The sequence below is a fragment of the Acinetobacter bohemicus ANC 3994 genome, assembly GCF_000367925.1.
GTDB classification, from domain to species: Bacteria; Pseudomonadota; Gammaproteobacteria; order Pseudomonadales; family Moraxellaceae; genus Acinetobacter; species Acinetobacter bohemicus.
Genome location: NZ_KB849176.1, coordinates 737,709 through 754,715, shown reverse-complemented (window position 1 = coordinate 754,715; position 17,007 = coordinate 737,709). Strand labels below are relative to the sequence as shown.

14 protein-coding genes are annotated in these 17,007 nt (G+C 39.7%); 10 read left to right on the top strand and 4 right to left on the bottom strand.

Going from position 1 to position 17,007, the window contains the following annotated elements; genetic code table 11:
* Positions 1 to 42: 42 nt before the first annotated feature.
* Entirely contained in the window at positions 43 to 1,152 is a 1,110-nt protein-coding gene (gene glnL / locus F994_RS16285) for a nitrogen regulation protein NR(II) (protein WP_004651721.1), read from the top strand.
* Positions 1,139 to 2,620: a nitrogen regulation protein NR(I) gene (glnG, locus tag F994_RS16280; RefSeq protein WP_004651720.1), complete on the top strand. Its 1,482-nt coding sequence runs from the start codon at positions 1,139 to 1,141 to the stop codon at positions 2,618 to 2,620. Before glnL ends, glnG begins: the two co-directional genes overlap by 14 nt.
* 66 nt (positions 2,621 to 2,686) lie before the next feature.
* Here glnG and F994_RS16275 read toward each other — a convergent pair whose 3' ends face one another.
* From F994_RS16275 to mnmG, 4 genes are all read right to left on the bottom strand, one after another.
* A complete protein-coding gene (locus F994_RS16275; RefSeq protein WP_004651719.1) occupies positions 2,687 to 3,013 on the bottom strand; it encodes a hypothetical protein in 327 nt (108 codons plus the stop codon).
* 115 nt (positions 3,014 to 3,128) lie between these two features.
* Complete coding sequence (mhpT, locus tag F994_RS16270) at positions 3,129 to 4,334, bottom strand: 3-(3-hydroxy-phenyl)propionate transporter MhpT (RefSeq protein ID WP_004651718.1); 1,206 nt, start codon at positions 4,332 to 4,334, stop codon at positions 3,129 to 3,131.
* 273 nt (positions 4,335 to 4,607) lie between these two features.
* Complete coding sequence (locus F994_RS16265) at positions 4,608 to 6,416, bottom strand: tetratricopeptide repeat protein (RefSeq protein WP_004651717.1); 1,809 nt, start codon at positions 6,414 to 6,416, stop codon at positions 4,608 to 4,610.
* A gap of 92 nt (positions 6,417 to 6,508) precedes the next feature.
* Positions 6,509 to 8,389: a tRNA uridine-5-carboxymethylaminomethyl(34) synthesis enzyme MnmG gene (gene mnmG / locus F994_RS16260; RefSeq protein ID WP_004651716.1), complete on the bottom strand. Its 1,881-nt coding sequence runs from the start codon at positions 8,387 to 8,389 to the stop codon at positions 6,509 to 6,511.
* Between the two features lie 253 nt (positions 8,390 to 8,642).
* On the opposite strand from mnmG, the gene F994_RS16255 reads away from it, so the two are divergent.
* The 8 genes from F994_RS16255 (at position 8,643) to purD (ending at position 16,851) form a co-directional block, all read left to right on the top strand.
* Positions 8,643 to 8,993: a hypothetical protein gene (locus F994_RS16255; RefSeq protein ID WP_004651715.1), complete on the top strand. Its 351-nt coding sequence runs from the start codon at positions 8,643 to 8,645 to the stop codon at positions 8,991 to 8,993.
* A 141-nt stretch (positions 8,994 to 9,134) separates the two neighbouring features.
* Positions 9,135 to 10,019: a bile acid:sodium symporter family protein gene (locus F994_RS16250; protein ID WP_004651714.1), complete on the top strand. Its 885-nt coding sequence runs from the start codon at positions 9,135 to 9,137 to the stop codon at positions 10,017 to 10,019.
* A gap of 270 nt (positions 10,020 to 10,289) precedes the next feature.
* The gene (locus F994_RS16245) at positions 10,290 to 11,180 is read left to right on the top strand and encodes a bile acid:sodium symporter family protein (protein ID WP_004651713.1); all 891 of its coding nucleotides are present in this window, start codon (positions 10,290 to 10,292) and stop codon (positions 11,178 to 11,180) included.
* A gap of 129 nt (positions 11,181 to 11,309) precedes the next feature.
* Positions 11,310 to 12,227 carry a 50S ribosomal protein L11 methyltransferase gene (gene prmA / locus F994_RS16240; protein ID WP_004651712.1) on the top strand — a complete coding sequence of 306 codons (918 nt, stop codon included), beginning with the start codon at positions 11,310 to 11,312 and terminating at the stop codon, positions 12,225 to 12,227.
* A 3-nt stretch (positions 12,228 to 12,230) separates the two neighbouring features.
* On the top strand, positions 12,231 to 13,091 hold the full coding sequence (locus F994_RS16235; RefSeq protein ID WP_004651711.1) for a DUF3426 domain-containing protein: 861 nt from the start codon (positions 12,231 to 12,233) through the stop codon (positions 13,089 to 13,091).
* Positions 13,092 to 13,479: 388 nt separating this feature from the next.
* On the top strand, positions 13,480 to 13,749 hold the full coding sequence (gene fis, locus F994_RS16230) for a DNA-binding transcriptional regulator Fis (RefSeq protein ID WP_001086304.1): 270 nt from the start codon (positions 13,480 to 13,482) through the stop codon (positions 13,747 to 13,749).
* A gap of 94 nt (positions 13,750 to 13,843) precedes the next feature.
* Entirely contained in the window at positions 13,844 to 15,418 is a 1,575-nt protein-coding gene (purH, locus tag F994_RS16225) for a bifunctional phosphoribosylaminoimidazolecarboxamide formyltransferase/IMP cyclohydrolase (protein WP_004651709.1), read from the top strand.
* A gap of 149 nt (positions 15,419 to 15,567) precedes the next feature.
* Positions 15,568 to 16,851, top strand: a complete 1,284-nt coding sequence (gene purD, locus F994_RS16220) for a phosphoribosylamine--glycine ligase (protein ID WP_004651708.1) — start codon at positions 15,568 to 15,570, stop codon at positions 16,849 to 16,851.
* Positions 16,852 to 17,007: the final 156 nt, after the last annotated feature.

The window sequence follows — 17,007 nt, the reverse complement described above, 5'->3', positions numbered from 1 at the left end:
GCAGATGCCATTGCGCTATTTTAATACAGGATGCCTTCGCTAATGGATCAACCCGTCGCTATCGACTACCGCCTTTTAGTGGACAACTTAACCACAGCCATTTTGCTGGTCGATCGTCACCTTAATATTTTTTATTTAAATTCTTCTTGTGAATCATTATTTGACATTAGTTTGCTGCGTGCTTCAGGTCAACCTGTTTTAAATTTATTACATATGCCGAATGATGAATTCAATACCCAAGAAGCATTATTAAATACGTTCATCACAGGACAACCTTATACCCGTCGTGAAGCAACTATTAGTGTGAACTTTAAAGATATTCATGTGGATTATACCGTCTCACAAATTAATGCTCAAAAACCGTATCACCCACTGCTCCTGATCGAACTCAATCCGATTGATCGGATGCTGAAAATTTCTAAAGAAGAAAACCTAATTCAACAACATCAAGTTGCAAGACAATTGATTCGCGGTGTGGCGCACGAAATTAAAAATCCTTTAGGCGGTATTCGTGGTGCAACGCAACTGCTTGCACGCAGTTTGAACGATCCACAATATGCAGAATTTACCGACATTATTATTAGTGAAGTCGATCGCTTACGTAATTTGGCCGACACCATGCTCGGATCTCGCCAATTACCAAGTTATGAACTGGTTAATGTGCATGAACCATTAGAACGTGTTCGCTCTCTGATTACCAATCAAACCAAAAAGAAAATCAAAATTACCCGTGACTATGATTTGTCATTACCCGATGTAATGGCAGATCGCGATCAACTCATTCAAGTCATGCTGAATATCAGCGTCAATGCAGTACAAGCCATGATGGAAAATAAAGAATTCTTTGTTGACCATCAACCTGAACTTATTTTACGCACACGCATTCAACGCCTTGTCACGATTAATGGCGTGTTAAAACGCTCTGCTATTCGCATCGACATTGAAGACAATGGCCCAGGTGTGCCAGAAGAAATTTTAGAATCCGTGTTTTATCCACTGGTCACAGGACGTGCTAAAGGTACGGGACTAGGGCTAAGCATTGCACAAAATATTATGCATCAACATAGCGGAATGATTGAATGTCAGTCAGTTCCAGGAAAAACAGTATTTAGCTTATATTTACCTTGGGAGTCTAACCATGTCGCGAAATAAAATATGGGTAATTGATGATGATCGTGCCATGCGCTGGGTGTTGGAAAAAACATTCAAAGAAGAAGGTTTTGATGTTACCAGTTTTGAAGAAGCACAATCTGCTCTTGATCAACTGAGCACCGATTTACCTGATGTCATTTTGACTGATATTCGCATGCCCGGTATTGATGGTCTTACCTTCTTAGGCAAAGTGAAAGCCAGTCATCCTGATCTCCCTGTGATTATTATGACAGCGCATTCAGATTTAGAATCTGCTGTTTCCAGTTATCAAACAGGTGCTTTCGAGTATTTACCTAAACCTTTTGATATTGATGAAGCCTTGGCGTTGGTCAATCGTGCCATCTTACATATCACCAAGCTACAACAACAAGAATCTGCCAAAACCGCGCCTCCGATTCAATCTGCTGAAATCATTGGTGAATCTCCTGCTATGCAGGAAGTATTCCGAGCAATTGGCCGTTTATCGCAATCCCACATCACTGTACTGATTAATGGTGAATCTGGGACGGGTAAAGAACTGGTTGCACATGCGCTTCATCGCCACTCCCCACGTAGCAGCAAACCTTTTATTGCCTTAAATATGGCAGCCATTCCAAAAGATTTGATTGAAACTGAACTTTTCGGACATGAAAAAGGTGCATTTACCGGTGCAAACTCTCAACGCCAAGGTCGTTTTGAACAAGCCAATGGCGGAACATTATTTTTAGATGAAATTGGCGATATGCCATTTGAAACACAAACCCGTTTACTTCGCGTTTTAGCCGATGGTGAATTTTATCGGGTCGGTGGGCACATTCCTGTCAAAGTTGATGTGCGTATTGTTGCTGCAACCCATCAAGATTTAGAAAAATTGGTGCATGATGGACGCTTCCGTGAAGATTTATATCATCGCCTCAATGTGATCCGTATTCACATTCCAAAACTTGCACATCGTAGCGAAGACATTCCAATGTTGGCGCAACACTTCTTGGCTCGTGCTGGTAAAGAATTAGGCGTGAATCCTAAAATTTTACGTCCAGAAACCCAAGAATATATGCAACAACTGCCTTGGCAAGGGAATGTGCGTCAGCTTGAAAATACTTGCCGTTGGCTAACGGTCATGATTACTGGACGTGAGGTCTACCCTGAAGACCTACCTTCTGAATTAAAACAAATTCCAATTCAGCGTTCTAGTGATGAAGCTCAACCCAATAGTACTTTTGATCGTGTTTCACTACATCATTGGGATGAGTTATTAGGCCAATGGGCTATACAAAAGCTTAAAAATGGCGAAATGAAGATTCTTGACATTGCAACGCCTATGTTTGAACGCACTTTAATTACAGCAGCTTTACAACAAACACGTGGACGTAAACGCCATGCTGCTGAACTTTTAGGCTGGGGTCGTAATACTTTAACCCGTAAGCTAAAAGAATTGGGCATGGACACTGTCGATGATGATGTTGAAGAAGAAATTATAGAAAGTTAATTTCTATGGCTCTAGTCAAAATAAAAGCTCCTTCGGGAGCTTTTTTTAATCCAATCTCATGCCATTTTATGCAGTAAAACCCACATAGCGAAAATACCCTTCTATTCCCAAATCTGATTTAACAATCAAATAATTAAGATAGGTAGATTGGGTGATTTCTGCAAACATATTCACCTGATCATCATGAGCATGTAGATCATCCACAGATCGCGGCATGGTCTGCTCAAACTCATCGGTCATATATTCAAAACCCACATCCATGGCAATAAATAAAGTATGTTCACATGGCTGAACATATTGCTCTTCAGCCCAATTAATAACGTCCTGCTGGCAATGTGGACAAGAAATATTATCTGTTGCGTGAATAGAGAGTTGAATCAATTGATAAGTCATAAAAATAAATCAGTTTTTCTATCTTTATAGTTTAGCAAATAATTTAGATTTCTCTATTTTTTAAATAAAAGTGCAAAAAAAGAGAATCTTTCGATTCTCTTTTTTCTCGTTTAAGCTACTTGTAAGTCGATTTATAACGCGATAGCGCAGTTACAGCAACCGCTGAAATGACCACAGCAGGCAAACTCGCGATTAAAATACCGGTCGTGCCCAATCCTAATACCAAAATTTTCCCAGTTAACAAAGGCCCTGTCATTGCACCTAAACGCCCCAAAGAAATTGCACTTCCCACGCCTGTTACTTTCCCCATTCCTGAATAGAAGATGGGTGAAATACCATAAAGAATGGACTGACCGCCTGTAGAGAAAATACCACCCATCACACCTGCTAAAATTAATACAGGAATAGTCGTTGTCGTGAACAATAAAACTAACGCAACAAATAAACCACCATAGATAATTATAGCCATTTGCCAAAGTTTTAAGCGATCCAACAAATAACCCAAAGCCAACGTACCAATCACTGCACCGACTTGAAACACCAGCATGACCATAAAGGCTTGTGGCTTTTCCAAACCTTGTTCCATCAATAAATTAGGTAACCAACTAATCAAAATATAATTAATCATCAAGGTAAAGAAGAAGCCCACCCAAAGTGGTAATGTATTTTTATATTGGTGTTTTTTAAACAATACTTGCGCCATATTTGGCACAGCTTCTATAGCTGCTTTCTCGACAACAACCGCTTTTGGCTTATCCTTAAGAATCATCGCCATCAATGGTATTAATACTAACGGCGTTAAACCGCCAATCAAAAATAAAGTTTGCCATTTGACTTCAGGTAAAAATATTGCAAGGCTCGCAACAAAGATTGCACCAACAGGTAACCCACAATACATCAAGCTATTTAATTTACCCCGATTCGCTTCAGTTGCTTCATCACCCACGACTGAAATCATGGTTGGCATTGCAGCGCCAAGCCCTAAACCGGTAAAAAAGCGGGCAGCATATAAAGTTTCAGCACTTGGTGCCAATGCTGTCAAAGACATAAAGACGCCAAAAATAGCAATAGAAAGCATCAAGACTTTCTTCTGCCCGAAATAATCCGCAATACGCCCACCAAAGAATGCTCCAAACAGCATTCCAAATACACCCAAACTAAAAACATATCCCATTTGAACTTGATCCAAACCGAATGTCGCTGCAATTCCTTTAGCTGCAATACCCGGTGCTTGAAGATCAAAACCTTCAAAAAATGCGACCCAAAAACACAAAAATATCGTTAAGAATTTTTGTAGTTTCCCTGTGTGTGTTTGTGCCATGATCGATCTCCATCAATAATTAGCAAATTACATGACCAAGTAATTTGCTCAAGTATTGTGAAATCAAATTTTGTATAGAAATAGCACGACAATGGTCGGGTTCATTCCATCTAATTTTTAAATGATTCATCTATTTAGAGCTAAACCCTTATAAAATGATAGCTAAAAGCTCTTATAAAATAATATAAATGATAAAATACAATACCTTAAAAAATGAAAGCTATTAACTATACAATTATAGTCAATAACTTTCATAAAGCAGAAATCGGCTTTTTATTTTTTCCAAAAAAGCCATTTGCTAGATTTTGGACGTTTTTGTTCAACACGAACAAGTCCACTCAATGCTTCATTATTCATTTGCTCATACATTTTCAAATACTCAGGATTTAATTGCCCTGCGATATATTCTGGAGTGTATGCCGCTGAAGGCTTTCGTAATGAGCGCTCATACCATTTTTCTGCAAGGGCTAAATCTGGGTTAAAATAAAGTCCATTTTCATACATATACGCAATCTTGCATTCAGCATATTGGTCTTTCTGATCAGCCGCTTTCTGAATCCAATAGACTGCTTCTTCTAAATCTTTTTCGGTATAGAAACCATTTAAATACCAATAACCAACTTGATATTGTGAAGATGCCTCACCTTTTTGTGCATTCAATAAAAATAATTTGAAGAATAATTGTTTGGCTTCATCCATATGCAGAAATGAATCAATTTTTCTAATCTGCTCAGAAATTTGTTCAATCGAATAATCACGCGCATTTTTAAGGATCTGTTGTGCCTGTTGCAGTGGGCTATCTTCGGTAAAGGATGCAAGCAGTTGCATCGCTTCCGCCTGCATTGCATCTATACCTTCAATACGTGCATCTAGTACAACATTTAAATGTTTTCGGGCAGATGCTAAATCTCGCTCAACACCTCGCCCCTCTAAATACATACGGCCTAAGCTTAAATCTGCTGCTATTACCTGCCCTGCTACTTCTTGATACAGTCCAATTGCCATATCTAAATCAAGCGGTACACCTAAACCATGCTCATATTTATCTGCCAAATTATTGATTGCAACTGAATTACCTAAATCAGCAGATTTTTGATACCAATATACGCATTGCTCGTAATCACGCTTTGTCCCAATTCCATCTTGATACATCCAAGCTAAATGATAGTAAGCATTAGCTAAAACTACTTTTTCAGTTTCAGGAGCTTGAGATGCAATTCGATGATACAGATAGAATGCCCGCCCCGGATGAATCACATGGTCGCTCACCACACCATAATTCGCATAAACTGAATTGACCAAGAAACAGGTTAACCAACCAAAACGATAATAGGCTGCAAGTCCTAATGCCGCTGCCCAACAACCCTGTTCAGATGATTGTTGCAAGAGCTGCAAACTTTTTTGTAAATCTTGTCCCGTGCCATGTCCTCGTGCATAACATCCTGCCAACTGATATAGCGCAATGCTATCCATTTTGGATGCAGCTTCTCGATACCAGTTAAAGCTTCCTTCCAGACTTTTTTGTAAAATTCCACCAATAAACAATTGCTGTGCTAACTGACACATCGCAGGACTATATCCTGATTGTGCAGATTGACGTAGTAAATCAATATAGCGTTGAAAGTCACGTTGTTGATAAGCTTGATCTGCCAAATAATATTGATAAATGCCATGATACTGTTCTGCTTTCTTCTGAATTATTTGACGAATCAATTCGCCATGCCCTGTTTCATGTTCAGCAAAATAATCAATACGTGCTATCAAGCCCAAACTTTTAGATACTTGCTCCAAGGGTAAAAACCATCGTGTAATGGTATAGAGCCCTGGAACATCTTTCATTTTCACAATGTCAGAAGACGACTCAGGATCATTTGGTCGAACCAAAGCTCTCAGCATTTGCATAGGAGATTCAGCTTGTGGTGGCATTAAATTCACCCCAACCAACTCCCCATCATTGGTTTTAGCAACCTCCCAAACTTTCATAATGGCTTGATCAAATTGATAAAACTCACCACTTTGATTTAACCAGATAACAATATCACCCGCGCGTATCTCTTCCCCACTTTCATAATATAATGACATTAGCTCACCTTATTTTTTATTGTATATTTTCCCCGCACAAATTTTACCAAAAAAAAGCCCGCATAAAGCGGACTTTTCCATGTGTTTAAACTTTAAGCCGACTTTTTAGCTTGCGCATTCTTACGAATGGTAATCATGACTAGCTGTACCGCAGCAGGTGTCACACCCGGAATACGGCTTGCTTGCGCTAAAGTTTCAGGTCGTACATCTTTCAATTTCAATGTAATTTCACGCGATAAACCAGACACGATGTCATAATCGAAATCTACTGGAATTTTCGTGTCCTCTAGACGTTTTAACTGTGCAACATCTTCATGTTGACGGTTAATATAGCCCGCATATTTCACTGCAATTTCAATTTGCTCACCCACAAATGGCGTAACTTCAGAACCTGTGAGTTCTGCAATCTGAGCAAAATTGATATTTGGACGTTTTAACAAATCAATCGCAGAACATTCTTTAGAAAGATCTGCACCCGTCATCTCAACGAATTTTTTACCCATTGGATTATTTGGCGCAGCCCATAAATGTTGTAAACGACTGGTTTCTTTTTCGACTGCTTCCATTTTTTCACAGTAAGCCGCCCAACGCGTATCATCAACCAAACCAAGTTCACGACCCATCGCCGTTAAACGTTGATCCGCATTGTCTTCACGCAACATCAAACGGTATTCCGCACGTGAGGTAAACATACGGTACGGTTCTTTCGTCCCCAATGTAATCAAGTCATCAACCAACACACCCATATACGCTTCATCACGTTTTGGTGTCCATTGTTCCTGATCCCACGCACGACGTGCCGCATTCAAGCCGGCAAGTAAACCTTGCGCACCCGCTTCTTCATAACCCGTCGTACCGTTAATTTGACCGGCAAAATACAGGTTATTAATGGCTTTGGTTTCTAAAGAGAATTTCAATGCTTGTGGATTGAAATAATCATACTCAATTGCATAACCCGGACGAAGAATATGGGCATTCTCCATACCACGAATTGAACGTACCAATTCAAACTGAACATCAAACGGTAACGACGTCGAAATACCATTTGGATAAAGCTCATGTGTTTCCAAACCTTCTGGTTCAAGAAATACTTGATGCGAATTTTTATCGGCAAATTTATGAATTTTATCTTCAATCGATGGACAATAACGTGGCCCCACACCTTCAATCACACCAGTGTACATTGGTGAACGGTCTAAACCACCACGAATGATTTCATGCGTCCGTTCATTGGTATGGGTGATATAGCAATTCACCTGTTCAGGATGCATCGAAGCATCGCCCATAAAGGACATGGTTGGCGATGGGAAATCACCTGGCTGTGGTGTCATTACTGAGAAGTCCACTGAACGTGCATCAATACGTGGTGGTGTCCCCGTTTTTAAACGACCAACAGGTAAATTCAACTCACGTAAACGCGCTGCCAATGAAATAGATGGCGGATCACCCGCACGACCACCACTCGATTTTTCGAGTCCGACGTGAATCACGCCGCCCAAAAATGTACCCGTAGTTAGAACCACGGTTTTCGCATCAAAGCGAATCCCCATTTGCGTCACAACGCCTTTAACGGTATCACCCTCAACAATCAAATCATCTGCTGATTGTTGAAAAATATCTAAGTTGGCTTGATTTTCTAATGTTTCACGAATGGCTGCTTTAAAACGCACACGGTCAGCTTGCGCACGTGTTGCACGAACCGCAGCACCTTTACGTGAATTTAAAATACGGAATTGAATACCACTTTTGTCGGCAGCCAATGCCATTGCACCGCCTAAAGCATCAATTTCACGTACTAAGTGTGATTTACCAATACCACCGATGGCAGGATTACAGCTCATCTGCCCTAAAGTCTCAATGTTGTGAGTTAAGAGTAATGTCTGTCGACCCATACGCGCCGCAGCAAGCGCTGCTTCGGTACCTGCGTGACCGCCACCGATAACAATGACATCGTAAACTTTAGGATAATGCATAATGGTTTGAGAGATAAAAAAGAATGACGGAGTATTATATCAAAACTGAACAAGATAAGTTGACAAATTCAGTCAATTTTAAGCGTGACCAGCGTATTCAGGTACAGCACATCAAAAAATTAAATGTAATCATGCTTTGCAGAGTTACATATAAATAAAACATTTAATCTGCAAAATTTACTTGAATCGCATTGTTTTATTTTGAGTGTTTTATAACCTGTAAGTTAGTACACGACAAACAAAGGTATAAGTGATGAATAAAAATATTTTCTTCTCCGCAATACTCTGTAGTCTTTGTCTCACCCCTCTTACCACGCAGGCCAATGATAAAGTTGAAACAACTTATAATGCGAAAACGTACCAACAGGTTTGTAAAGGCAAAATGCAAGGCGATCAAGTCAGCTTTGCTTACCGAGGCATTATCTGGAATGGTACTTGCGAACCGCAATTTTTCCCTTCTTCCAAAAAAGTGATGCTAAAAGGTGACGAAGCAGAGTTAAATTCTATTTGCCACAGTGATACAAATGCAACCTCGATGAATATTGAAGGGCATGAAATCAAAGGTAAATGTGCTTTAGGATTTACTGCACCACGGCCTAAATAATCAGATTATTATGATTTCGTTAACCAAGTCAAAAAAGTGGGCAAAAAAATTATTTCTTTGCCCACTTCCTTTATTGCTTATTAAAAGAACTTGTTTAAACTCACAGAATATTAAGGAATAAAAATATAAAAAGGATGTTTCATGGATTCAGGGCTATTCACATTTTTTTTACCAATAGCACTTGCCATCATGATGACTGGATTAGGGCTGGAACTGACACCGAAAGATTTTCTACGGATCCAATACTATCCAAAGGCTATTTTTTTAGCTTTATTCGCCCAACTGGTTATTTTAGTTTTTATTGCTTTTTTAATTTGCATTTTTTTACAACTACCGCCCCTTTTAGCTGTGGGTTTAATGCTACTGGCTGCCTCACCGGGTGGGCCGACTGCAAATTTAATTAGCTACATTTATAAGGGCGATGTTGCATTAAATATTACCCTCACGGCTATTAACTCGATTATTTGCACATTTACCCTACCTTTTATTGTCAATTTATCGATTCACTATTTTTTAGGCGATCATCAAAAAATTGGCATGCCGATTACAAAAATCACTCAGGTCTTTTTAATCATTTTTATCCCTGTGTGCTTAGGGATGCTCATTCGCTCAGCTATACCGACGATTGCATTGCAACTTAAAAAACCAATGCGATTATTGTCTGTTTGTTTTTTAATTTTTATTTTCTGCTTTGCATTATATAAGGAACAATCTAACGTCATCGAATATTTTGCCGACATTGGCATTGCAACGGCTCTTTTTTGTTTTATCAGCTTATTGGTGGGTTATTTATTACCTCTCCTCGCCGGAATTCCCGACCAACAGGCGCGTGCATGTACCTTTGAAATAGGCATTCACAACACCACTATTGCACTCACTATCGCACTTTCAGTTTTATCCAATAGCACCATCGCCATACCCGCAGGCATTTACTCTATTTTCATGTACGCTTTTGCATTTTTGTTTGGTTATATTTTAACAAGAAGCCCACTTACCATTAAGCAAGAAAACCCCCAAAGCAATTAATGACTAATATAGCTACACTATGCATTGAAGTTACAGAAGTGCTTAAAACCTCTCCTTCCATATAAGATGAACAATCTTGATCAGACTTAAGCACTCCACACACTTGATCAAAATAGACAAATCATGAGCAACCGAAGCCAGCGCAAAATTCATACGGGCTATTCCATATTTTTTATTTATCAGCTATACAACTCTTATTCAATTTATAACAATCAGTAGAAAAAAATTAATCTTAATCAAATAAAACCAACTCTAGATCGGAGATTTTGAATGGATTCAGGAATTATCACCATCTTATTACCCTTAGCACTTGCCATCATCATGATTGGTTTAGGACTAGAACTCACACCCAAAGATTTCACCCGCGTAACAAAGCAACCTAAGGCGGTTTTAATTGCATTATTCTGCCAATTGGTGATTTTGGTCAGTATTGCTTTTATCATTTGTAAAGTTTTAGCGCTTCCACCTCTGCTTGCTGTTGGTTTAATGCTCCTTGCAGCATCACCGGGTGGTAGTACAGCCAACTTATTTAGTTACCTCTTTAAAGGTGACATTGCGCTTAATATTACTTTAACCGCAATCAATTCAGTCATTGCTGCTTTCACCCTACCTTTGATTGTTAATTTTGCTATTCAGCATTTTATCAATGATGGGCAAGAAATTAGCTTACAATTCAGTAAAATTTTACAAGTATTTGCGATCATCATCATTCCTGTTGGTATTGGTATGTTGATTCGACACTACGCACCGCACTTTACCGAAAAACTAAATAAACCCCTGCGTATTTTTGCGGTGAGTTTTCTGATCTTAATTATTATTGGTGCCATCACCAAAGAGCGTCATCAAATTTTAGAATATTTAGCGCAAGTAGGTTTAGCCACTGTTTTATTCTGTTTATGTAGCCTATTAATCGGTTATTTCGTACCACGATTATTGGGTATCAATAGTGCACAAGCACGTGCATGTGCATTTGAAATTGGCATTCACAATAGCACCCTTGCGATGACCATTGCTCTTACCGTCATGGCAAGCTCTACAGTTGCAATGCCAGCTGCGGTGTATTCTATTTTTATGTATGTATTTGCAGCCGTATTTGGCATGTTGTTAAATAAATTCGCGCCGCAACCCAAGGTAGAGATTCTTCGTGAACCTGCGACTTAGAACAACCACAACTTAATCTCAGGATGCCACAGCGCATCCTTTTCTTGCTCTACTGCATGAATAGGTAGCTGTTATTGCATCAGTTCGATACAATGCTGACTTTAGAAAAGACAATTTTAGGTTATCTCTGTGAAGTGGTTACAAATTCATATTACGGTTGAACAAGCGCAAGTCGATTTTACTGAAACATTATTAAGTTCACTCGGTGCTGTCAGTGTAACTTTAGATGATGCTGAAAATCAGGACTTACTTGAACCACTTCCAGGCGAAACTCCGCTTTGGAATAAAGTCATTGTGACAGGTATTTATGCCCAAGAAGATGACGAAGAAATTGATGTGAATGCTTTACTCACATTTATTACGGCACAAATGCCCGAAGCACCAGTACGCTATGAATTCCTTGAAGACCAAGAATGGGAACGTACTTGGATGGATGCCTATGAACCGATTCAAATTGCTGAAAAATATTGGATTGTTCCTGAGTGGATGGAAGCACCTGAAGCAGATGCAGTCAATATCAAGCTTGATCCGGGTCTAGCATTTGGTACAGGCAACCATGCCAGTACTTTCTTATGCCTACAATGGTTAGGTAAAACCGATGTGAAAAATAAAGTTGTGATCGATTATGGTTGTGGCTCTGGCATTTTAGGGGTTGCTGCACTACTGCTCGGTGCTAAAAAAGTCTATGCAACCGATATTGACCCACAAGCCATTCTTGCAACCAAACAAAATGCTGAATTAAATGGTGTACTCGACAACTTATATGTCGGGTTGCCAGAAGAGTTCAATGTCGAGTTAAAAGATCAAAAAGCAGATGTTTTTGTCGCAAATATTCTTGCTGGCCCTTTAATGGCTCTTGCGCCTGAATTCGCAACTTTGATTAAATCTGAGGGAGAGTTCGCACTTGCAGGCATATTAGAAGAGCAAGTAGCTGATGTTTCTAATGTTTATTCAAGTTTTTTTGATATACTAGACGTTGAAAAACGTGAACAACATTGGTGCCGTATTTCGGGGAAACGCCAAAATACCCATTCAAATTTTGAATAGACTATGAGCGAAAAACAAACCTACTGCCCTAACTGTTTTACCAAGTATAAAGTCTCAGTGGCTCAACTCACAGTTGCTCGGGGCATGGTTTGTTGTGCCAAATGCTCAACCAATTTTAATGCATTAACACATCTTGTAGTAGACAAAGAAGAACCTTGCTCTACTACGCTCTCTATTCCTTCAGCAAGTCCAACCCAAGCCATAGAAATAACAGAGCCACTTATAGATGCCCCACAATCAGAACAACATCTATTAGATATTTTTGATCGTAAAGTAGAAAACTCAAATATTGATTTAAAAACCTATCTCAATAACTTAAATTATTTTAGTACAGAACCGATTGGAAACTACCCTGCACTTAATTGGGCTGACAAGTCAGAACAAGAAAGTAAATCGAATGCTTGGCACTATGTGCTCTGGATTGTGGTTAATATTTGTTTAATTAGTTTACTTGTTTTCCAATTTTTCTGGTTCAACCCTAAAATTTTAAACAATAGTCCAGCAGCAAGTGCCCTATTTAATACAGTATGTCAGGCATTTAATTGCTCGATGTTGGATCAGAATTATCGTCTTATTTCGACCAATAAAGTAAAACTAAAACAAATTTCCAAAAAAGAAACCCAGTTTACGGGTGAGCTCATCAATTACCATTCTAAAAGTTTGGCCCTTCCAATCATCAAAGTGAACTTAAAAGATAATGGAGAAATTATATCTTCTTATTCTTTGCAACCTTCCGAATACCTGATTAGCAGTCTTGCGGGCATCCACCGCATCCCACAGAATAGTCCTTTTAAATTTAAGTTTAGCCTTCCTGTGTCTCGCAAAAGCTTCGACACCTACAGTTTAGAAATAATTTCTCCTTAAGATTGAAAAAAACTATTAAAAAAAACAAAAAAATGTAAAAAAAATGCAGTTTTCTTGCTCACTTTTTCTGAGACAATGCTATCATACGCGCCACGAAAGCTTTGTGCCGCAAACTCCTCGCTATTTTTCACAACAAATACAATTTAGCAAAATGCGCTTTATCTATATATAGCGTATTGAGCAGATTTTTTTGTTTTGATTTTGGTCGGTAACAAATATTTAACTATTGTTACGCTTAAATTTCGACCATTCCGTTGGTTTGTGGCATGCTAAATGTTCAAGTTTTAGAACTCCGCTTTAGGATCTAAAACGGAGTTCATTTAATTTTATAGACCACTTTTATATATCGCTTTACCCAAGTGATATTTGATTTTTCGGATTAATTCGCATGAATAGCAAATCTCCTATTTTTACTGCACAATCTGATGTCGCTCTTCGTATTCACGTAGATCGCGCAGTTCGCCACTATTTTGCACAATTGCAAGGTGAGCAGCCATCTCAAGTTTACGACATGGTGCTAGCAGAAATGGAGAAACCTCTTTTATCTGTAGTGCTTGAATATACTCGCGGCAACCAGACACGCGCTGCCGAGATTCTCGGACTTAACCGTGGCACTTTACGCAAAAAGTTAAAAGCTCACGGTTTAATGAGTGAATAAATGATAAAATGCTCACGGCTACCGTGGGCATTTTTTTTATCTTACGTTTTGCCTATTGTTTTAATCTAGACCTTTAATATTGTTGACGAAAATCATGACTATTAAACGCGCTTTAATCTCTGTATCTGATAAATCAGGGATCGTTGAATTTGCTAAAAACCTCGTGGCTCTTGGGGTAGAAATTTTATCTACTGGCGGTACATATAAGTTGCTTAAAGACAACAATATCGCTGTAGTGGAAGTTTCAGAGCACACTGGGTTCCCAGAAATGATGGATGGTCGTGTTAAAACACTTCATCCAAAAATTCATGGTGGCATCTTAGCTCGCCGTGGTCTAGACGAAGCTGTAATGGCTGAACACAACATCGATGCAATCGATTTAGTGGTTGTGAATCTTTATCCATTCGCGGCAACTGTTGCGAAACCAAACTGTTCACTAGCAGATGCGATTGAAAACATCGATATCGGCGGTCCTACAATGGTTCGTGCTGCTGCAAAAAACCATGCCTCTGTGGGTATTGTGGTTAATGCATCTGATTACGACACAGTAATTGCAGAACTTAAAGCAGACGGTGCATTGTCTCATGCCACTCGTTTTGACCTTGCGGTTAAAGCATTTGAACATACTGCACAATATGACGGCATGATCGCATCTTACTTAGGCGCTCGCGTCGGTAAAGAAGATGGTTCTGCTGACAAATTTGCACGTACTTTCAATACACAATTAAATAAAGCACAAGATTTACGTTACGGTGAAAACCCACATCAGTCTGCTGCATTCTATGTTGAAAGCACTGCAACTGAAGCTTCTGTTTCAACTGCGAAACAATTGCAAGGTAAAGAATTATCGTATAACAACATTGCAGATACCGATGCAGCGCTTGAATGCGTGAAATCTTTTGCTAAACCTGCATGTGTGATTGTAAAACACGCAAACCCATGTGGCGTTGCTGTGTCTTTAGATGGCATTGCTGCGGCTTATGACTTGGCTTATGCAACAGATCCTGAATCTGCATTTGGTGGCATCATTGCATTCAACCGTGAATTAGACGTTGCAACGGCTCAAGCCATTGTAGACCGTCAATTCGTTGAAGTGATTATTGCGCCAAGTATCGCTGAAGGCGTACTTGAAGTGACTGGTGCGAAGAAAAACGTACGTGTACTGGTCTGTGGCGAACTCCCTGCAATTGATGCGCGTCAAACTCAACTTGACTACAAACGTGTGAATGGCGGTTTATTGGTTCAAGACCAAGACTTAGGCATGATCACCAAAGATGACCTTAAAGTGGTGACCAAAGTTGCACCAACTGAAGCTGAAATTGATGACATGATTTTTGCTTGGAAAGTTGCAAAATACGTGAAATCAAATGCGATTGTCTATGCTAAAGGTCGTCAGACCATTGGTGTTGGCGCAGGTCAAATGAGCCGTGTAAACTCAGCGCGTATTGCTGCAATTAAAGCTGAACATGCAGGCCTAGTGGTTGAAGGTGCTGTTATGGCATCTGACGCATTCTTCCCATTCCGTGATGGTATTGATAACGCTGCTAAAGCAGGCATTAAATGTATCATTCAACCGGGTGGTTCTATGCGTGATGAAGAAACGATTGCTGCTGCTGATGAAGCTGGTATCGCAATGGTATTCACAGGTATGCGTCACTTCCGTCATTAATTGATTAGAAGTCATATTTATTAATCCCCCTAAATCCCCCTTTGTAAAAAGGGGGACTTTTCACGTAAGAAACCTTGGTTTTCATGCGTGATCCCCTCCCTTTTTTAAAGGGAGGTCGGGAGGGATTCTTTTCTTTGAGGGATTTTTAGATGAATATTTTAGTTTTGGGTAGTGGCGGTCGTGAACATGCACTTGCATGGAAAATCGCACAAGATGACAAAGTCGCAAAAGTATTTGTAGCACCGGGTAACGCAGGTTCTGCAACTGAAAATAAATGCGAAAATGTTAATATCGATATTTTAGACAATGCGGCAATTATTGCTTTCGCTAAAGAAAATGATGTTGCTTTAATTGTTGTTGGTCCAGAAGCACCTCTCGTCAATGGTGTGGTTGATGCCTGCCGTGCTGCGGATGTCAAAGTTTGGGGTCCGACCCAATTTGCTGCACAGCTTGAAGGCTCTAAAGCATTTGCTAAACACTTCTTAAAACGTCACAACATTCCTACTGCTTTCTATGATGTATTTACAGACGTTGCTGCTGCTAAAGCCTATGTTGAACAAAATGGCGCACCGATTGTCATCAAGGCCGATGGTCTTGCTGCGGGTAAAGGCGTGATTGTTGCCATGACCAATCAAGAAGCATTTGATGCCATTGATGACATGCTTGCAGGCAACAAATTTGGTGATGCAGGTTCACGTGTAGTGATTGAAGAATTCCTTGCGGGTGAAGAAGCGTCTTTTATTTGTATGATTGATGGCGACAACATCTTGCCAATGGCAACTTCACAAGATCACAAACGTATTTTTGAAGGTGATCAAGGTCCGAACACCGGTGGTATGGGTGCTTACTCTCCTGCGCCTGTTGTGACTGCGGATGTCTTTGAAAAAGCAATGAATGAAGTCATGCGTCCAACTGTTGAAGGTATGAAAAAAGACGGTCATATTTATACAGGTTTCTTATATGCAGGCTTGATGATTGATGAACAAGGTCAACCTAAAGTGATCGAATTCAACTGCCGTTTTGGTGACCCTGAAACCCAACCGATCATGATGCGTTTAAAATCATCTTTGGTTGATTTGGTTGAAGCTGGCATTGCAGGCAATTTACCTGCGGAAGCGCAGTGGGATGAGCGTAAAACTGTCGGTATCGTACTTGCATCTAAAGGCTACCCTGAAACTTCAAGCAAAGATGACGTGATTTATGGTTTAGACACCGAAATGACCGATGCTAAAGTTTTCCACGCAGGTACTGCTGTCAATGCAAATGGCGAGATCGTGACTGCGGGTGGTCGTGTGCTTTGCGTAACCGCATTGGGCAATACCATTGGTGAAGCACAAGCAAAAGCATTAGAACTTTGTGAAAAAGTGACTTTTGATGGCGTTCAATATCGTAAAGATATTGGTTACCGTGCCATTGCGCGTGAACAAGCTTAATCAGCCTTAGGTTGATGCTAAAAAGCCTGCGATATGCAGGCTTTTTTATTTTTCTAATCACGATGAGACAACGCTCATTTTCCCGACTAAAATGATTCGTTACTCAAAATATCTCACACTGTAAGATGATTATTTTGAACAGATAACAACCAATAA

Excerpts from the sequence above, each read along its gene's own strand:
- glnL (WP_004651721.1), top strand. The coding sequence starts at position 43 with ATGGATCAACCCGTCGCTATCGACTACCGCCTTTTAGTGGACAACTTA.
- glnG (WP_004651720.1), top strand. The coding sequence starts at position 1,139 with ATGTCGCGAAATAAAATATGGGTAATTGATGATGATCGTGCCATGCGC.
- F994_RS16275 (WP_004651719.1), bottom strand. The coding sequence starts at position 3,013 with ATGACTTATCAATTGATTCAACTCTCTATTCACGCAACAGATAATATT.
- mhpT (WP_004651718.1), bottom strand. The coding sequence starts at position 4,334 with ATGGCACAAACACACACAGGGAAACTACAAAAATTCTTAACGATATTT.
- F994_RS16265 (WP_004651717.1), bottom strand. The coding sequence starts at position 6,416 with ATGTCATTATATTATGAAAGTGGGGAAGAGATACGCGCGGGTGATATT.
- mnmG (WP_004651716.1), bottom strand. The coding sequence starts at position 8,389 with ATGCATTATCCTAAAGTTTACGATGTCATTGTTATCGGTGGCGGTCAC.
- F994_RS16255 (WP_004651715.1), top strand. The coding sequence starts at position 8,643 with ATGAATAAAAATATTTTCTTCTCCGCAATACTCTGTAGTCTTTGTCTC.
- F994_RS16250 (WP_004651714.1), top strand. The coding sequence starts at position 9,135 with ATGGATTCAGGGCTATTCACATTTTTTTTACCAATAGCACTTGCCATC.
- F994_RS16245 (WP_004651713.1), top strand. The coding sequence starts at position 10,290 with ATGGATTCAGGAATTATCACCATCTTATTACCCTTAGCACTTGCCATC.
- F994_RS16235 (WP_004651711.1), top strand. The coding sequence starts at position 12,231 with ATGAGCGAAAAACAAACCTACTGCCCTAACTGTTTTACCAAGTATAAA.
- fis (WP_001086304.1), top strand. The coding sequence starts at position 13,480 with ATGAATAGCAAATCTCCTATTTTTACTGCACAATCTGATGTCGCTCTT.
- purH (WP_004651709.1), top strand. The coding sequence starts at position 13,844 with ATGACTATTAAACGCGCTTTAATCTCTGTATCTGATAAATCAGGGATC.
- purD (WP_004651708.1), top strand. The coding sequence starts at position 15,568 with ATGAATATTTTAGTTTTGGGTAGTGGCGGTCGTGAACATGCACTTGCA.